The sequence below is a fragment of the Modestobacter sp. SYSU DS0657 genome (assembly GCF_054050925.1).
In genome coordinates, this window is sequence record NZ_JBJHAG010000020.1 from 42,852 (window position 1) to 57,599 (window position 14,748).

Annotated in this window: 13 protein-coding genes; 3 read left to right on the forward strand and 10 right to left on the reverse strand. The window is 74.0% G+C overall.

Annotation, left to right across the window (positions count from 1 at the left end; all coding sequences use genetic code 11):
* Positions 1-29: 29 nt before the first annotated feature.
* The 4 genes from ACI79A_RS13645 to lspA are packed head-to-tail and all read right to left on the reverse strand — an operon-like array spanning position 30 to position 2,936.
* Positions 30-485 carry a GNAT family N-acetyltransferase gene (locus ACI79A_RS13645; RefSeq protein ID WP_457083994.1) on the reverse strand — a complete coding sequence of 152 codons (456 nt, stop codon included), beginning with the start codon at positions 483-485 and terminating at the stop codon, positions 30-32.
* On the reverse strand, positions 482-1,303 hold the full coding sequence (locus ACI79A_RS13650; RefSeq protein ID WP_457083996.1) for a CPBP family intramembrane glutamic endopeptidase: 822 nt from the start codon (positions 1,301-1,303) through the stop codon (positions 482-484). Before ACI79A_RS13650 ends, ACI79A_RS13645 begins: the two co-directional genes overlap by 4 nt.
* A 12-nt stretch (positions 1,304-1,315) precedes the next feature.
* Entirely contained in the window at positions 1,316-2,278 is a 963-nt protein-coding gene (locus ACI79A_RS13655) for an RluA family pseudouridine synthase (RefSeq protein ID WP_457083998.1), read from the reverse strand.
* Positions 2,279-2,315: 37 nt separating this feature from the next.
* A complete protein-coding gene (lspA, locus tag ACI79A_RS13660; protein WP_457084000.1) occupies positions 2,316-2,936 on the reverse strand; it encodes a signal peptidase II in 621 nt (206 codons plus the stop codon).
* Between the two features lie 254 nt (positions 2,937-3,190).
* On the opposite strand from lspA, the gene mqo reads away from it, so the two are divergent.
* A complete protein-coding gene (gene mqo / locus ACI79A_RS13665; RefSeq protein ID WP_457084002.1) occupies positions 3,191-4,675 on the forward strand; it encodes a malate dehydrogenase (quinone) in 1,485 nt (494 codons plus the stop codon).
* 37 nt (positions 4,676-4,712) lie between these two features.
* Here mqo and ACI79A_RS13670 read toward each other — a convergent pair whose 3' ends face one another.
* Positions 4,713-6,224 carry a potassium/proton antiporter gene (locus tag ACI79A_RS13670; protein ID WP_457084004.1) on the reverse strand — a complete coding sequence of 504 codons (1,512 nt, stop codon included), beginning with the start codon at positions 6,222-6,224 and terminating at the stop codon, positions 4,713-4,715.
* Positions 6,225-6,320: 96 nt separating this feature from the next.
* Between ACI79A_RS13670 and ileS the strand changes: the two genes are divergently transcribed.
* Positions 6,321-9,500 carry an isoleucine--tRNA ligase gene (ileS, locus tag ACI79A_RS13675; protein WP_457084006.1) on the forward strand — a complete coding sequence of 1,060 codons (3,180 nt, stop codon included), beginning with the start codon at positions 6,321-6,323 and terminating at the stop codon, positions 9,498-9,500.
* Positions 9,501-9,749: 249 nt separating this feature from the next.
* Here the strand turns inward: ileS and ACI79A_RS13680 are convergent, their stop codons facing one another.
* Entirely contained in the window at positions 9,750-10,793 is a 1,044-nt protein-coding gene (locus ACI79A_RS13680; protein ID WP_457084008.1) for a helix-turn-helix transcriptional regulator, read from the reverse strand.
* Positions 10,794-10,835: 42 nt separating this feature from the next.
* Between ACI79A_RS13680 and ACI79A_RS13685 the strand changes: the two genes are divergently transcribed.
* Positions 10,836-11,576, forward strand: coding sequence for an alpha/beta fold hydrolase (locus ACI79A_RS13685; RefSeq protein ID WP_457084010.1), 741 nt, complete (start codon positions 10,836-10,838; stop codon positions 11,574-11,576).
* A 294-nt stretch (positions 11,577-11,870) separates the two neighbouring features.
* On the opposite strand, the gene ACI79A_RS13690 is transcribed toward ACI79A_RS13685, so the two are convergent.
* The 4 genes from ACI79A_RS13690 to ACI79A_RS13705 form a co-directional block, all read right to left on the reverse strand.
* A complete protein-coding gene (locus tag ACI79A_RS13690; RefSeq protein ID WP_457084012.1) occupies positions 11,871-12,539 on the reverse strand; it encodes a hypothetical protein in 669 nt (222 codons plus the stop codon).
* A 163-nt stretch (positions 12,540-12,702) separates the two neighbouring features.
* A complete protein-coding gene (wag31, locus tag ACI79A_RS13695) occupies positions 12,703-13,431 on the reverse strand; it encodes a DivIVA-like cell division protein Wag31 (protein ID WP_457084014.1) in 729 nt (242 codons plus the stop codon).
* Positions 13,432-13,528: 97 nt separating this feature from the next.
* Entirely contained in the window at positions 13,529-13,828 is a 300-nt protein-coding gene (locus ACI79A_RS13700; RefSeq protein ID WP_457084016.1) for a YggT family protein, read from the reverse strand.
* 25 nt (positions 13,829-13,853) lie between these two features.
* On the reverse strand, positions 13,854-14,672 hold the full coding sequence (locus tag ACI79A_RS13705; RefSeq protein ID WP_457084018.1) for a cell division protein SepF: 819 nt from the start codon (positions 14,670-14,672) through the stop codon (positions 13,854-13,856).
* Between the last annotated feature and the right edge of the window lie 76 nt (positions 14,673-14,748).

A 14,748-nucleotide genomic window follows, 5' to 3' on the forward strand; every position in this document is an offset into this window, starting at 1 on the left:
AACTTGTTTCGGTGACGAGGACCGCTCCGTCACACCTGGCCGGGGATGAGCGACCGCCGCATGGTGACGTGCCTGATCCCGGCCTCCTCGTACTCCTCGCCGACGGCGAGGTAGCCGGCCCGCTCGTAGAACCCGCGGGCGCTGACCTGGGCGTGCAGCTCGACCGCCCGCTGGCCGAGCTCGGCCGCCGCCCGGTGCAGCGCGGCGAGCACCGCCGCCCCGTGCCCGCGGCCCCGCACCCCGGCGTCGGTGGCCATCCGGCCGATCACCGCCCGCCCGGGGCCCGCGGCATCGGGCAGCAGCCTGCCGGTGGCGACGACCCGGCCGGTCTCATCCCGGCTGAGCCCGTACACCGCGGTGGCGTCGGCGGCGTCGCGCTCGAGCTCGGCCGGCACCCCCTGCTCGCGGACGAAGACCCGGTGCCGGAGCGCTCCGACCTCGGCGAGGTCGGCCGCGGTGGCCAGCGACGCCGTGGGCGCGCTCACCGGGCCGCCACCGCCGGGCCCGGCGGCAGCGCGGACGCCGGCACGAGCAGGAACCGCAGGTCGATCAGGGCGTGCAGCAGCACCGGGAGCAGCAGGGACCCGGTCTCCAGGTAGACCGCCGCCAGCACCCCGCCGAGCACGCCGGTGGTGACCACGCCCGAGACCCCCTGGTAGGCGTGCGCCAGGCCGAAGGCGACGGCCGCGACCAGCACGAGCAGGGCGAACGGCAGCCCGGGCAGCGCGGCGGCGACCACGGCCAGGAAGAAGCCCCGGTACAGCCACTCCTCGCAGACCCCGGCGGTGACGCCGACCAGGGCGAACAGCCGCCGCTCGGACCGGCTGCGCGGCAGCAGGGCGACCGTCGCCTGCCCCGTCGGCTGCCCGGTCGGCTCGGCGTGCCGGGGGCTGCCGGGGACGTGCGGCCGGACCACCTCCGGCGGCGGCCCGACCAGCGCACCGGCGCGCAGCGCCCGGACCGACACCACGACCAGCGCCGCGAGGGCCAGGACCGCGATCCAGGAGACCGGGCCCGGCCAGCGTTGCGGCCACACCAGGCCCACCGCGGCGGCGCCGACGCCGGGGGCGGCCAGCCACACGACCGCGGCGACGAGCGCGAGCCCCCACTCCAGCACCAGCAGCCGCCGGTAGAAGGAACGGCGGGCGGCCGGGTCGGTGCGCAACCGGCTCTCGAACCGCCGGTGCAGCACCCAGCCGACGAACGGCTCCCCCACCACCAGGTAGACGGCGATCATCGCCGACGCCAGCTGCGCCGGCCCCAGGTCGGCGAAGGCGTCGGGGAGGTCGGGCACCGTCGTCACGAGCGCGGCAGCTCAGTTCTCGGCACGCAGCACCGCCAGGGCGCCGGCGAGGTCGGCCGGGTAGTCGCTGGTGAACTCGACCCAGCGGCCGTCGGCGGGGTGGGCGAAGCCGAGGCGCCGCGCGTGCAGCCACTGCCGGGAGACCCCCAGCCGGGCGGCGAGCGTCGGGTCGGCGCCGTAGGTCATGTCCCCGACGCAGGGGTGGCGCAGCGCGGAGAAGTGCACCCGGATCTGGTGGGTGCGCCCGGTCTCCAGGTGGATGTCGACGAGGCTGGCGGCGGGGAACGCCTCCACCACCTCGTAGTGGGTGACCGACGGGCGCCCCCCGGTGACGACGGCGAAACGCCAGTCGTGCTTGGGGTGCCGGTCGATCGGGGCGTCGATGGTGCCCTTGGACGGATCGGGGTGGCCCTGCACCAGGGCGGTGTAGCCCTTGTCGACGGTCCGCTCCTTGAACGCGGCCTTGAGCAGCGTGTAGGCCCGCTCGCTCTTGGCCACCACCATCAGCCCGGTGGTCGCGGCGTCCAGCCGGTGGACGATCCCCTGCCGCTCGGCCGCGCCGCTGGTGCTGATCCGGTAGCCCGCCGCGGCCAGCCCGCCGGTCACGGTCGGGCCGTCCCAGCCGGGGCTGCCGTGCGCGGCCACCCCGACCGGCTTGTCGACCACCACGACGTCCTCGTCGTCGTGCACGACGGTCAGCCCGGCGACCGGCCGCGGCGCCACCGGCTCACCCGGCGGCGGGGGCAGCTCGACCTCCAGCCAGCTGCCCGCGACGAGCCGGTCACCCTTGCCGCGGGCCCGCCCGTCGACCAGGACGGCTCCGCCGTCGGCGAGGTCGGCGGCGACGGCACGGGAGACCCCGAACAGCCGCGACAGGGCCTGGTCGACGCGCTGCCCCTCCAGCCCGTCGGGCACCGGCAGGGCGCGGGTCTCGCCCCGGGGCGCCGGGGAGGGGCTGCTCGTCACGGCGTCCATTGTGACCGCTGCCGCCCACGGTCCGGCGGCAGCGCGCTCAGCGGGGGGTGCCGTCGCTGTCCTCCGCGGGTCGGTCGCCGCTGCGGCGGCCGTCGAACTCCACGCCGCGGAAGGCCAGCACCGCACCGAGCACGCCGCCGCAGACGATCGCGGAGTCGGCGACGTTGAAGATCGGCCACACGTCGCCGTAGGGGTCGAACAGCGAGATGAAGTCGACGACGCCGCCGCGGAGGAAGCCCGGGTCGCGGAACACCCGGTCGACGAGGTTGCCCAGCGCACCGCCGAGCACCAGCGCGAGCGCGACCGCCCACGCGGTCGAGTGGAGCCGCCGCGCGACGCGCACGATGACGACCACGACCGCCACGGCGATCAGCGTGAACACGATCGTGGCGCTCTCGGCGAAGGAGAACGCCGCTCCCGTGTTGCGGGCCTCGGTGAGGTAGAGGGCCCCGCCGAGCAGCCGCAGCGGCTCCCGATCGGACAGGGTCGCGACCACCAGCAGCTTCGTCGCCAGGTCGAGGACGAACACGCCCGCCGCCACGAGCGCCAGCAGGCGGGCGCGGGACCGACGGGGCCCGGCGTCCTCAGGAGCCGGCGCGGACGGGTCCGCGGCCGGGTCGGCCGTCGGCCGCTCGGGCTGCTCGGGCTGCTCGGACACCGTCGCCGTCCTCCCGGTCGCGGCCCGGGCGGCCACGTCCCGGACGACGATAGCGGCGTCCCGCCGCCCGACGGCGAGGCGGCGCTGTCTGTCAGGCTCGGGGGCGACCGGCGCGGGAGAAGGCGTGCCGACCCGTCCTGTGACCCATCTCTCACCCTCAGTTCGGGGTGGACACCCCCCGCGGGACGTCGACCCGGGGACGGCGGACGACGATGGGCACAGACGCACCCATCTGCACTGCACGGGAGAACACCTTGAGCACGGACGGTTCCGCGAACCCCGACGTCGTCCTCGTCGGCGGCGGCATCATGAGCGCCACGCTCGCCGCACTGCTGGGCATCGTCGCCCCCGACTGGACCGTCGAGGTCTTCGAGGCCGGCAGCGAGGTGGCCGGGGAGAGCTCGGGTCCGTGGAACAACGCCGGCACCGGGCACTCGGCGCTGTGCGAGCTCAACTACACCCCGGCCCGCCCCGATGGCACGGTCGACCCGGCCAAGGCCGTCGGCATCAACGAGCAGTTCCAGGTGTCCCGGCAGTTCTGGTCGCACCTGGTGCGCACCGGGCTGACCGACTCGCCGAAGACCTTCATCACCTCGGTGCCGCACATCAGCTTCGTCACGGGCACCGACGGCCACCGGTACATGCGCAACCGCTACGAGGCCCTGGCGCCGCAGCCGCTGTTCGCCGGCCTGGAGTTCTCCGACGACCCGGCCGAGCTGGACTCCTGGGTGCCGCTGATGATGAAGCAGCGCTCCCCCGGCGAGGTCGTCGCCGCGACCCGCTCGCTGGCCGGCACCGACGTCAACTTCGGGGCGCTGACCCGGCTGCTGATCGAGTCCGGCGTGTCCCGCGGCGTGCAGCTGCACCTGCAGCACCGGGTGCAGCGCGTGCGGCGCGACTCGGCCGGCCGGTGGGCCACCACGGTCAAGGACCTGTCCACCGGCCGCAAGCGCACCGTGCGCAGCCGTTTCCTGTTCGTCGGCGCGGGTGGTGGCGCCCTGCCGCTGCTGCAGAGCGCCGGCATCCCGGAGATCCGCGGCTTCGGCGGTTTCCCGGTGAGCGGTCAGTTCCTGCGCACCCGCAACCCCGAGCTGGTCGCCCAGCACCAGGCGAAGGTCTACGGGCAGGCGAAGGTCGGCGCCCCGCCGATGTCGGTGCCGCACCTGGACCTGCGGCTCATCGACGGGGAGCAGGCGCTGCTCTTCGGCCCCTACGCCGGCTTCTCGCCCAAGTTCCTCAAGGCCGGGTCGATGTGGGACCTGCCGCGCTCGGTGCGGGCCGGCAACCTCGGCTCGATGCTGGGCGCCGGCTGGGCCAACATCCCGCTGACCCGCTACCTCATCGGCCAGGTGCTGCAGTCGGAGAAGGCGCGCTTCCGCGCGCTGGAGGAGTTCGTGCCGACCGCCGAGCAGGGCGACTGGGAGCTCATCACCGCCGGCCAGCGGGTGCAGGTCATCAAGCAGGACGAGGCCGGCCGCGGCGTGCTGCAGTTCGGCACCGAGCTCATCGTCGGCGCGGACGGCTCGATCGCCGGCCTGCTGGGCGCCTCCCCCGGCGCCTCGACCGCGACCTCGGCGATGCTCACCCTGCTGGAGCGCTGCTTCCCCGACCGGATCGACGGCTGGCGGCCGCTGCTGCAGGAGGCGATCCCCTCCTACGGGCGGAAGCTGTCCGACGAGCCGGAGCTGCTGGCCGAGGTCCGCGCGGACACGACGAAGACCCTGGAGCTGCAGGGCTGACGAAGGGGCCCCGCTGCCCCACCCGGCAGCGGGGCCGTCAGTCCTGCTCGGTCGGCTGGCCGGACTCCCCCCGCCAGGTGGCGAGCCGCCCGGCGCGGCTGACCGCGCGCAGGCGGCGCTCGGCCTCCTGGCGGGAGCCGCGGGCGGAGACCAGCAGCGCCTGGTCCCCGTGCATCAGCCGGGTCGACCGGTCGGGCACGAACGGCCGGCCCTCGCGGACGACGAGCACCACCGCGGCGTCCTCGGGCAGCCTGAGCTCGGGCAGGTACACGCCGTGCAGCCGGGAGGTGTCCGAGACCCGCAGCTGCATCAGCTCGGCGTCGAACTCCTCCAGCGGCGCCGACTCGACGTCGACGTCCCGCGGGGTCACGGGTGCGGAGATGCGCAGCAGCCGGGCCACGGTGGGCAGCCCCCAGCCCTGGATCACGGTGAAGACGACGACGAGCACGAAGACGGTGTCGAACAGGCCCGCCGCCCGGGGCACGCCGGCGGCGACCGGGAAGGTGGCCAGGACGATCGGGACGGCGCCGCGCAGCCCGGCCCAGGAGATGAACGCCTGCTGCCGCAGCGGCATCCGAAACCAGCTCAGGCTCAGCAGCACCGACACCGGCCGGGCCACCAGCAGCAGCACGCCGCCCACCAGCAGCGCGGGGAGCAGCGCCTCGGGCAGCCGGGCCGGGGAGACCAGCAGGCCCAGCAGCACGAACAGCCCGATCTGGGCCAGGGAAGCCATGCCCTCGGCGAAGCCCAGGCTCGCCGCCCGGTGCGGCAGCGCGGAGTTGCCCAGCACCAGCCCGCAGAGGTAGACCGCGACGATGCCGGAGGTCAGGGCCAGCGTCGCCGCGGAGTAGGCCAGCACGCACAGCGCGAGGGTGGCCAGCGGGTAGAAGCCGGCCAGTGGCAGCGCCACCCGCTTGAGCAGCCAGGCCCCGCCGAAGCCGATGGCCAGGCCGATCGCGGCGCCGCCGATGAGCTGCCCGACCACCTCGGCCAGCACGAGGTACCAGGCGCGCGCCGGCCCGCCGGTGAGCCCCTCGGACAGCGCGAGCACCAGCAGGATGACCGGGGCGTCGTTGAGGCCGCTCTCGGCCTCCAGCGAGGCGGCCAGCCGGCGGGGCAGCGGCAGCCGGCGCAGCGTGGCGAACACCGCCGCGGCGTCGGTGGAGCTGATGACCGCGGCCAGCAGCAGCGCGAAGCCCCATCCGTAACCGAGCAGCCAGACCGCGATCGCCGCGGTCAGCGACACGCTGACCGCCACGCCCACGGTGGCGAGGGTGAGCCCGGGGCCGATCGCCCGCCGGACGTCGCTCCACCGGGTGGTCAGCCCACCCTCGGCGAGGATCACCACGAGGGCGGCGACGCCGAGGGTCTGGGTCAGCTCGACGTCGTCGAACTGGATCCCCACCCCGCTCTCGCCCAGCGCCACGCCCAGCGCGAGGTAGAGCAGCAGCGAGGGCAGGCCGACGCGGTCGGCCAGGCGCAGGGCGACGGCCGCGACCAGCACCACCAGGGCGCCGACGGCCAGGGCGACCGTGACCGTCGTGTTCATCGGTGCGCCCCCACGGGGTGAGTGTTCCGTACCGCGGGCACCGGCCCGTGCAGCCGCTGTCGCAGGAGCGGGTCCCGGAGCTGAGACACTGGTGCCGTGAGTGCGCCTTCCGGGCCCTACCGGGCCCTTCCCCCGCAGGTCGACCTGCCGGCCCTCGAGCACGAGGTCCTCGAGCAGTGGGAGGCCGACAAGGTCTTCGCCCGGTCGATGGAGAACAGGGCGGGCTCGCCGTCCTGGGTCTTCTACGAGGGGCCGCCGACGGCGAACGGCCGGCCGGGCACGCACCACATCGAGGCGCGGGCGTTCAAGGACGTCTTCCCCCGGTTCAAGACGATGCAGGGGTACTCGGTGCCCCGCCGCGCCGGCTGGGACTGCCACGGCCTGCCGGTGGAGATCGCCGTCGAGCAGGAGCTGGGCTTCGCCGGCAAGCCCGACATCGAGCGGTTCGGCATCGCCGAGTTCAACGCGAAGTGCCGGGAGTCCGTCGAGCGGCACGTCGACGCATTCGCCGAGCTGACCAACCGGATGGGCTACTGGGTCGACATGTCGACCGCCTACCGGACGATGGACGCCAGCTACATCGAGAGCGTCTGGTGGTCGCTCAAGCAGGTCTTCGGCAAGGGCCTGCTGGTGGAGGACCACCGCGTGGCCCCGTACTGCCCGCGCTGCGGCACCGGGTTGAGCGACCACGAGGTGGCCCAGGGCTACGAGACGCTGGTCGACCCGTCGGTCTACGTGCGGCTGCCGGTCACCGACGGCGAGTGGGCCGGCCGGGCCGACCTGCTGGTCTGGACGACGACCCCGTGGACGCTGCCGTCCAACACCGCGGTCGCCGTGCACCCCGACGTCACCTACGTCGTCGCCCGCACGGCCGCCGGCACCTTCGTCGTCGCCGAGCCGCTGCTGACCGCGGTGCTGGGCGAGGCCGGCCCCGACAACCCCGTGGAGGTGCTGGCGCGCACCACCGGCCGGGACTGGGAGCGGGTGCACTACCAGCGCCCCTTCGAGCTGGTCGACTTCCCGGACGACGTCGACACCCACTACGTCGTGCTGGCCGACTACGTCACGACCGACGACGGCACCGGGCTGGTGCACCAGTCCCCCGCCTTCGGCGCCGAGGACTTCGCGGTGTGCCGCGGATACGGCCTGCCGGTCGTCAACCCGATCGACCCGACCGGCCACTTCACGCCCGAGGTGCCGCTGGTCGGCGGGCGCTTCTTCAAGGCCGCCGACCCGACGCTCGTGCAGGACCTCAGCGACCGCGGGGTGCTGTTCCGGGAACTGCGCTACGAGCACAGCTACCCGCACTGCTGGCGCTGCCACACGCCGCTGATGTACTACGCGCAGCCGTCCTGGTACATCCGCACCAGCCAGGTCAAGGACCAGCTGCTGGCGCAGAACGAGCGGACCAACTGGCACCCGGAGAACATCCAGTGGGGCCGGTACGGCGACTGGCTGCGCAACAACGTCGACTGGGCGCTGTCCCGCGACCGGTACTGGGGCACCCCCCTGCCGATCTGGCGCAACGACGCCGACCCCACCCGGATGATCGCCGTCGGCTCGCTGGCCGAGCTCTCCGAGCTCACCGGCACCGACCTCTCGGACCTGGACCCGCACCGGCCGTTCATCGACGAGGTGACCTTCACCGTGCCCGGCGAGGAGGGCACCTACCGGCGGGTCCGCCAGGTGATCGACGCCTGGTACGACTCCGGTTCCATGCCGTTCGCCCAGTGGGGCGCCCCGCACCGCAACCAGGCGGAGTTCGAGGCGGCCTACCCGGCGCAGTTCATCGCCGAGGCGATCGACCAGACCCGCGGCTGGTTCTACACGCTGATGGCCGTGGGCACGCTGGTGTTCGAGCAGAGCTCGTACGAGAACGTGCTGTGCCTGGGGCACATCCTGGCCGAGGACGGCCGGAAGATGAGCAAGCACCTGGGCAACATCCTGGAGCCGATGCCGCTGATGGACCGGCACGGCGCGGACGCCGTCCGCTGGTTCATGCTCGCCGGCGGCTCCCCGTGGTCGGCCCGCCGGGTCGGCCACGAGACGCTGTCCGAGGTGGTCCGCAAGGTCCTGCTCACCTACTGGAACACCGCGAGCTTCTTCACGCTCTACGCCGAGACCAACGGCTGGGACGCGGCCGCGACGCCGGCGCCACCCCGCGCGGAGCGACCGTTGCTGGACCGCTGGGCGCTGGCCGAGCTGGCGTCGGTCACCGCCGGGGTCACCGACGCCCTGGAGCAGTTCGACACCCAGACCGCCGGGCGGCTGCTGGCGACCTTCGTCGACGACCTGTCCAACTGGTACGTGCGACGCAGCCGCCGGCGGTTCTGGGACGGCGACCCGGCCGCGCTGGGCACGCTGCACGAGGTGCTCGACGGGCTGACCCGGCTGATGGCGCCCTTCACGCCGTTCATCACCGAGCGGGTGTGGCGCAGCGCCGTCCTGCCCGGCCGGGTCGACGGCCCCGGGCCCGACGCCGCGCCGGACTCGGTGCACCTGGCCTCCTGGCCGGCGGTCGACGCCGATGCGCGTGACGACGCCCTGGTCGAGCAGGTGGCCCTGGTGCGTCGACTGGTCGAGCTCGGCCGGTCGGCGCGGACGTCGTCGAAGGTCCGCACCCGCCAGCCGCTGGCGCGGGCGCTCGTCTCCGCGCCCGGCTGGTCACAGCTGCCGCCGGACCTCGTGGCCGAGGTGGCCGAGGAGCTCAACGTCGTCGACGTCGTGGAGCTCTCCGGCGCCGTCGGCAGCGAGCTGGTCGACGTCTCGGTGAAGGTCGACTTCCGGGCCGTCGGACGCCGGCTGGGAAAGCAGGTGCAGGCGGTGGCGCAGGCGGTCGCCGCGGCCGACGCCGCCCAGCTGGTCGCCGCCTACCGCGCCGGCACCGCCACCGTCCCGGTCGACGGTGCCGAGGTGGCGCTCGCCGAGGGCGATCTGGTGATCACCGAGACCCCGCGGGAGGGGTGGACGGTCGCGGCGGCCGGCGGGCTCACCGTCGCCCTGGACCTCACGCTGACCCCCGAGCTGGAGCGGGCCGGGCTGGTCCGCGAGGTGGTCCGGCTGGTGCAGGAGGCCCGCAAGTCCAGCGGCCTGGCCGTCAGCGACCGGATCGAGGTCTGGTGGACCGGCGAGGACGGCCTGGCCGAGGCGCTGGCCGAGTCCGGTGGCACCTGGGCCGGCGAGGTGCTGGCCACCGCGGTGCACGCGCAGGTCCCCGGCGCCGGCCCGGGCCTCGAGGGCCCGGCCGGCTCGCGGTTCTGGATCGCCAAGGCCTGAAGAAGCCCCCCCCGCTCGCAGGCTCGCGACGGGGCCTTGCAGGGGGGCCATCAGGGCCAAGGCGTGTCTCTCAACTGCGGGTCCAGGCAAGGACGGCGGCCAGAACGACGGCGCCGCGCGGCCAGCACCGATCGGGGCAGCGATGAGGACCGTCGCGGTCCGGGTGTTCCTCCCGCCCCCGGTGGCGTCAGGTCGGGGGCTTGGGCCTCGGCGCTGTGCGGGGGCCCGCTGTGCGGGCGGGTGGTGTCCTCAAGGACTCTGCGGCGTAGCTGCGGTGGCGGCGACGGCGCCGCGCACCGCGCTGACTCGGAGGCGGTCGGACAGGGCGAGGACCTCGTCGCGCAGGGCGTCCGGGGTGACCACCTCGAAGTCCCAGCCGAGCCCGGCCAGCATGCGGGCCATGCCGTCGAGGTGCTCGGCGCGCGTCTCCAGGAGCACACCGTCGACGTGCTCGCTCAGCCGTCCCACGCTCCGGGGCAGTCGTTCGCCTGCATCCGCAAGGGTGGTCCGCAGCACGACCGAGACCTCGTGCGACCACCCGACCGCGGCGATGCCCGACACGACCTGCGTCGTCGCGTCGAAGTCAGCGGGCACGACGTAGGAGCCGTCGCCCTGCTCGACTGAGGCGATGCGGTCCAGCCGGAAGGTCCGCACGTCATCGCGGCTGTGGTCGCGTCCGGTCACGTACCACCGGCCGGAGTGGAAGACCAAGCCGTAGACATCGAGCTCACGCTGCGACTCCCGCCCGTCCCAGGCGGTGTACGCGATCACGACGGTGCGCCGCGCTTGCGCAGCCGAGGCGAGACCAAGCAGCGTGTCGGCGCCGGCGGGAGCGGTGGCGCGCACCGGGGTCGTGAACTGTGCGGTCGAAAGCAGGCTGTCGAGCCGCTGGCCCAGGGCCCGCGGCAGCACACGCGACACCTTGGCCAGCGCGCTCGCCGTCGCTGCGTGGTCGGTGGTGGCAAGCCCCGCGCGTTCCGCGGCCCTGAGCCCCAGGACGACGGCGACGGCCTCGTCGTCGGTGAGCATGAGCGGCGGCAGCTTGTAGCCCGGTGAGAGCCGGTAGCCGCCGTACCTGCCCCGCTGCGCCTGGATGGGGATGCCGAGGTCGGCGAGGTGCTCGGCATAACGCCGCACCGTGCGCTCGTCGACCCCGAGCCGAGCAGCGAGATCGCCGACGGTGCGCTGCCCGCCCGTCTGGAGGAGCTCCAGCATGGCTAGCACGCGAGCAGTCGGGCGGGTCACGGCCCTCCTCGGCGCTGCTAGGGAAGAACTGTGCGGCAGACCCAGCATACCGGGCGGGAGCTGTCCACAATCCCGCCTAGCGTCGTCGCCATGAACACCGCCACTTACGTCCTCGTCCCCGGCTTCTGGCTCGGCGCCTGGGTCTGGCGCCCCGTCGCAGACTCGCTGCGCGAGCGCGGCCACGTCGTGCACGCCGTCGACCTCTCAGGAATGGGCGAGCGCGCCCACCTCGCCTCGCCCGAGACCGACCTGACGACCCACATCGACGACGTCGTGCACCTGCTCGAGCAGCGGAACCTGCACGACGTCGTGCTCGTCGGCCACAGCTACGGAGCCCTCGTGACGACCGGTGCGGCGGACCGCGTGCCTGAGCGCGTGGCGCGACTGGTCTACGTCGACTCGGGGCCCCTGCCGGACGGCATGGCACAGGCCGACTTCGAGGGACCCGCCGCGCGCGCGGCCAACGATGATCTGGTCATGACACACGGCGAGGGCTGGAAGCTCCCGCCGCCGCCCTGGGCCGTACTCGCCGCCGAGGTGGCCGAGGTCGACGACGCTGCCGTCGCCGCGCTGGTCGAAGGCTCGCAGCCGCAGCCCTGGCTCACCGCCACCCAACCGGTCGCGCTCACCGGCGCCTGGGAGCGGCTGCCACGGACGGGCGTGCTGTGCAGCTTCAGCCTTGAGCAACTGCAGCAGATGGCGCCGCACGCACCGGTGTTCGCGCACATGGTCGACGGCGACTGGACTCACGTCGAGCTTCCGACGTGGCACTGGCCGATGGTCAGCCGACCGGCGGAACTCGCCACGGTGCTGGAGTCGGTCAGCCGCTAGGTGGCCGCGGCCAGCACCTTGTCCCACGTGCCGTCCCGGGAGAACCGGGCGTGCGCTTCCACACCGTCTGCCACGGCCCGAACCGCTCGGGAAGATCCGCCAGGCGACCCCGCACCGACAGCGGTGCACGACGATGCCCTCGACCACCTGCCGGCGATCCCGGTGAGGCCTGGACCGCCCTGTCACCTGGGCACCAGCGGCTCGATCACCGCCCACTGCCCATCACTCAGCTCAGCACGAGTGCCCACCCGTTCAAGGTCCCGCACCGGACCCCGCCCACGTGGGAGCCACGCCTCAGCCCCGGCGGGCCCGCTCCCGTTGGGCCATCGCCCGGTCCGGCGTGCAGACGCCGCACGGGGTGAACCCGTCGGTCCGTGCCTGCAGCAACGGGATCGGGATCGTCGCCACGCCGGCCACCCGGGGGCAGCCCGCTACGTGGTAGCGCGGGCGCTCGTCGACGACGAGCACCTCGTCGGTCAGGTCCATGATCAGCAGCAGGTCGGAGAACTCGACGTCCTCCGGGGGCGGTTCGCCCTCCGCGGCGACCTGCTCGGCGGGGGCGGCCGGCGGCGGCCCGTCCCCCCAGCGGGTCGACCCGCCCACCCGGGGCAGCACCGGGGAGCTGGGCGGCACCGGTGGCGGGGCCACCCGCCGCACCACCTCCTCCTCCCCCGGCCGGGCCAGGTCGCCCAGGGAGCTACCGGGCCGGGAGCCGCTGCCCGGGGACGGCTCGACCGGTGGCGCCGGCTCCGCCGGCGGCGGGTCCTGCGGGTGGTACGGCGTCCGGACCTCGGGCGGGCGGGCCCTGCCCGCACGGTTGCGCAGCGCCCCGATCCCGATCAGCACGGTGGCCAGGGCGCTCACCGCGAAGGAACTCCACTGCAGCACCGGCTCGCCCTGCACGACCCCGGCGACGAGCAGACCGACGGCGATCAGGACCAGCAGCGCCGCGATGAGGACCACGTCCGGATGCTATCCGGCACCGGCCCCCGCGGGCCCACGACGGGACGACACGGCCCCGACGACGACAGAGCCCCTCCAGACCGGGGTCCGGAGGGGCTCTGTCGGCCACCCTTCAGGGGCCCGCGCCGAGCGTGCGAGGCGTGGGGGGAAGGGTGGTCCTTCGTCAGGCGCTGACGTGCTGGTTCTGCCGGCTGTTGGACGACGGCTCGGCCGAGCCGCGGCTGTCCAGGTCGCGCAGGTGCGACTCCAGGTAGGAGCGCAGCCGGGTGCGGTACTCGCGCTCGAAGGTGCGCAGCTCGTCGACCTTGCGCTCCAGGCTCGCGCGCTTCTCCTCCAGCGAGCCCATCGCCTCGACGTGCTTGCGCTCCGCGTCCTGCTGCAGGGCCGTGGCCTTGGCGCGGGCCTCGCGCTCCATCGTGTCGGCCCGGGTGCGGGCGTCGCCGAGCATGGCGTCGGCGCGCTGCTTGGCCTCGCCGACCATCTGCTCGCTCTTGGTGCGGGCCTCGGTCAGCATGCGGTCGCTGGTGCTCTTGGCGCTGCCGACCATCTGGTCGGCCTGGGCCTTGGCCTCGTTGACGTGCCGTTCGGCCGTCTCGGTGGCCAGCGCGAGCATCCGGGACGCCCGCATCGCCTCGTCCTCCCGCGACTGCGGGGTCGCCTGCGGCGGGGGCGGCGGCGCGGTGACGGTCATCGGTGCGGACTCGACGCGTTCCTCCGACCGGGCCGACGCCCCACCCGACGCGCGGAGGTCGTTGTTCTCCTCGATCAGGCGGGCCAGCTCGGCCTCGACGACGTCGAGGAAGGCGTCGACCTCGTCCTCGTCGTAGCCACGCTTGCCGATCGGCGGCTTCTTGAAGACGACGTTGTGCACGTCGGCGGGAGTCAGTGGCATACGGCTCACCTCAGGTCGGACGGGCGGAACGAGGACGGGTGCGAACCGGCGGCGGACCGCCTGCGGCCCGCGCCCCTCCCCGGCTCGGTGGATCGGGTCATGCGGCGGAGTAGGCCAGGCTCTGGATCACGCTGCGCAGCACGATCACCGCGATCAGCAGCACCATAAACCCGAGGTCCAGCCGGATGGACCCCAGGTTCAGCGGCGGGATCACCTTGCGCACCGCCTTCAGCGGCGGGTCGGTGGCGGCGTAGACGATCTCGAGCCCGGCGGCGACGGCGCCCTGCGGGCGCCAGCTGCGGGCCAGCACCATCACCCAGTCCACGACGAACCGGGCGAAGAGCAGGATCAGGAAGACGAGCAGGATCGACGAGACGATCTGCAGGAGAAGTGGCACGGTCCTCGCTCGTTCGGTGGACTGGTCAGGACTGGTTGAAGAACCCGCCCTCACGGATCCGGGCCTTGTCCTCCGCGGTCACGTCGACGTCCTGCGGACTGAGCAGGAACACCTTGGCCGTGACCCGCTCGATACTACCGTGCAGCCCGAACGTCAGGCCGATGGCGAAGTCCACCAGTCGCTTCGCGTCGGCGTGCTCCATGTCGGTGAGGTTCATGATCACCGGCATGCCGTCGCGGAACCGCTCACCGATCGTCCGCGCCTCGTTGTAGGAGGCCGGGTGCACGGTGGTGATCCGGTACGAGTCCGGCTTCGGGGCGGGCTCGGGCGCGGGTGCCAGCACCGGGGCAGCCGCCGGCTCGCGCATGGCCAGCCCGGCAGAGCCCGTGGCCCCGCCGCCGGCCGCGATGCCGCCGCCGCGCCCGGACCCGGCCGAGGCCAGCGAGGCACCGGCCGGGGTGAGGCCGGCGCCACCACCCAGTCGCGAGGAGGCGCTCGTGGAACCGGAGGACCCGGCGAGGTTCAGCGGCCGGGCGGCCGGGCGACGCCCCAGCGAGACCGCCGGCTCGGGAGCGGCCTCGGCCGCCGGCTCGAACGGCTCCTCGGCGACGTAGTCGTCGGCGTACTCCGACTCGTAGCCGTAGTCCCCGGCGGGGTAGGCGTCGTCGGCGAACCGGGCCTCGGTGTCGTAGCCGGCCTCATCGCGGGCGCCGTAGCGGTCGTAGCGCCGCTCGTCGCGGTCGTAGTCCGACTGCCGGGCGGCATAGCGGTCGTAACCGCCACGGGTGTCGTCGTCCTCGACGAGGCCGAGGTAGACCCCCATCCTCCTCATGGCTCCGGCCATCCGGCGTCTCCCTCTGGTCTCGTGCGCTGGGCGACTCGCGCGCTGGTGCGGTGATGTCTTCAGGTGGTGCGGTGTC

Coding starts and splice junctions, on each gene's coding strand:
- ACI79A_RS13655 (WP_457083998.1), bottom strand. CDS start 2,278: ATGGACGCCGTGACGAGCAGCCCCTCCCCGGCGCCCCGGGGCGAGACC.
- ACI79A_RS13670 (WP_457084004.1), bottom strand. CDS start 6,224: ATGAACACGACGGTCACGGTCGCCCTGGCCGTCGGCGCCCTGGTGGTG.
- ACI79A_RS13680 (WP_457084008.1), bottom strand. CDS start 10,793: ATGCTGGGTCTGCCGCACAGTTCTTCCCTAGCAGCGCCGAGGAGGGCC.
- ACI79A_RS13685 (WP_457084010.1), top strand. CDS start 10,836: ATGAACACCGCCACTTACGTCCTCGTCCCCGGCTTCTGGCTCGGCGCC.
- wag31 (WP_457084014.1), bottom strand. CDS start 13,431: ATGCCACTGACTCCCGCCGACGTGCACAACGTCGTCTTCAAGAAGCCG.
- ACI79A_RS13705 (WP_457084018.1), bottom strand. CDS start 14,672: ATGGCCGGAGCCATGAGGAGGATGGGGGTCTACCTCGGCCTCGTCGAG.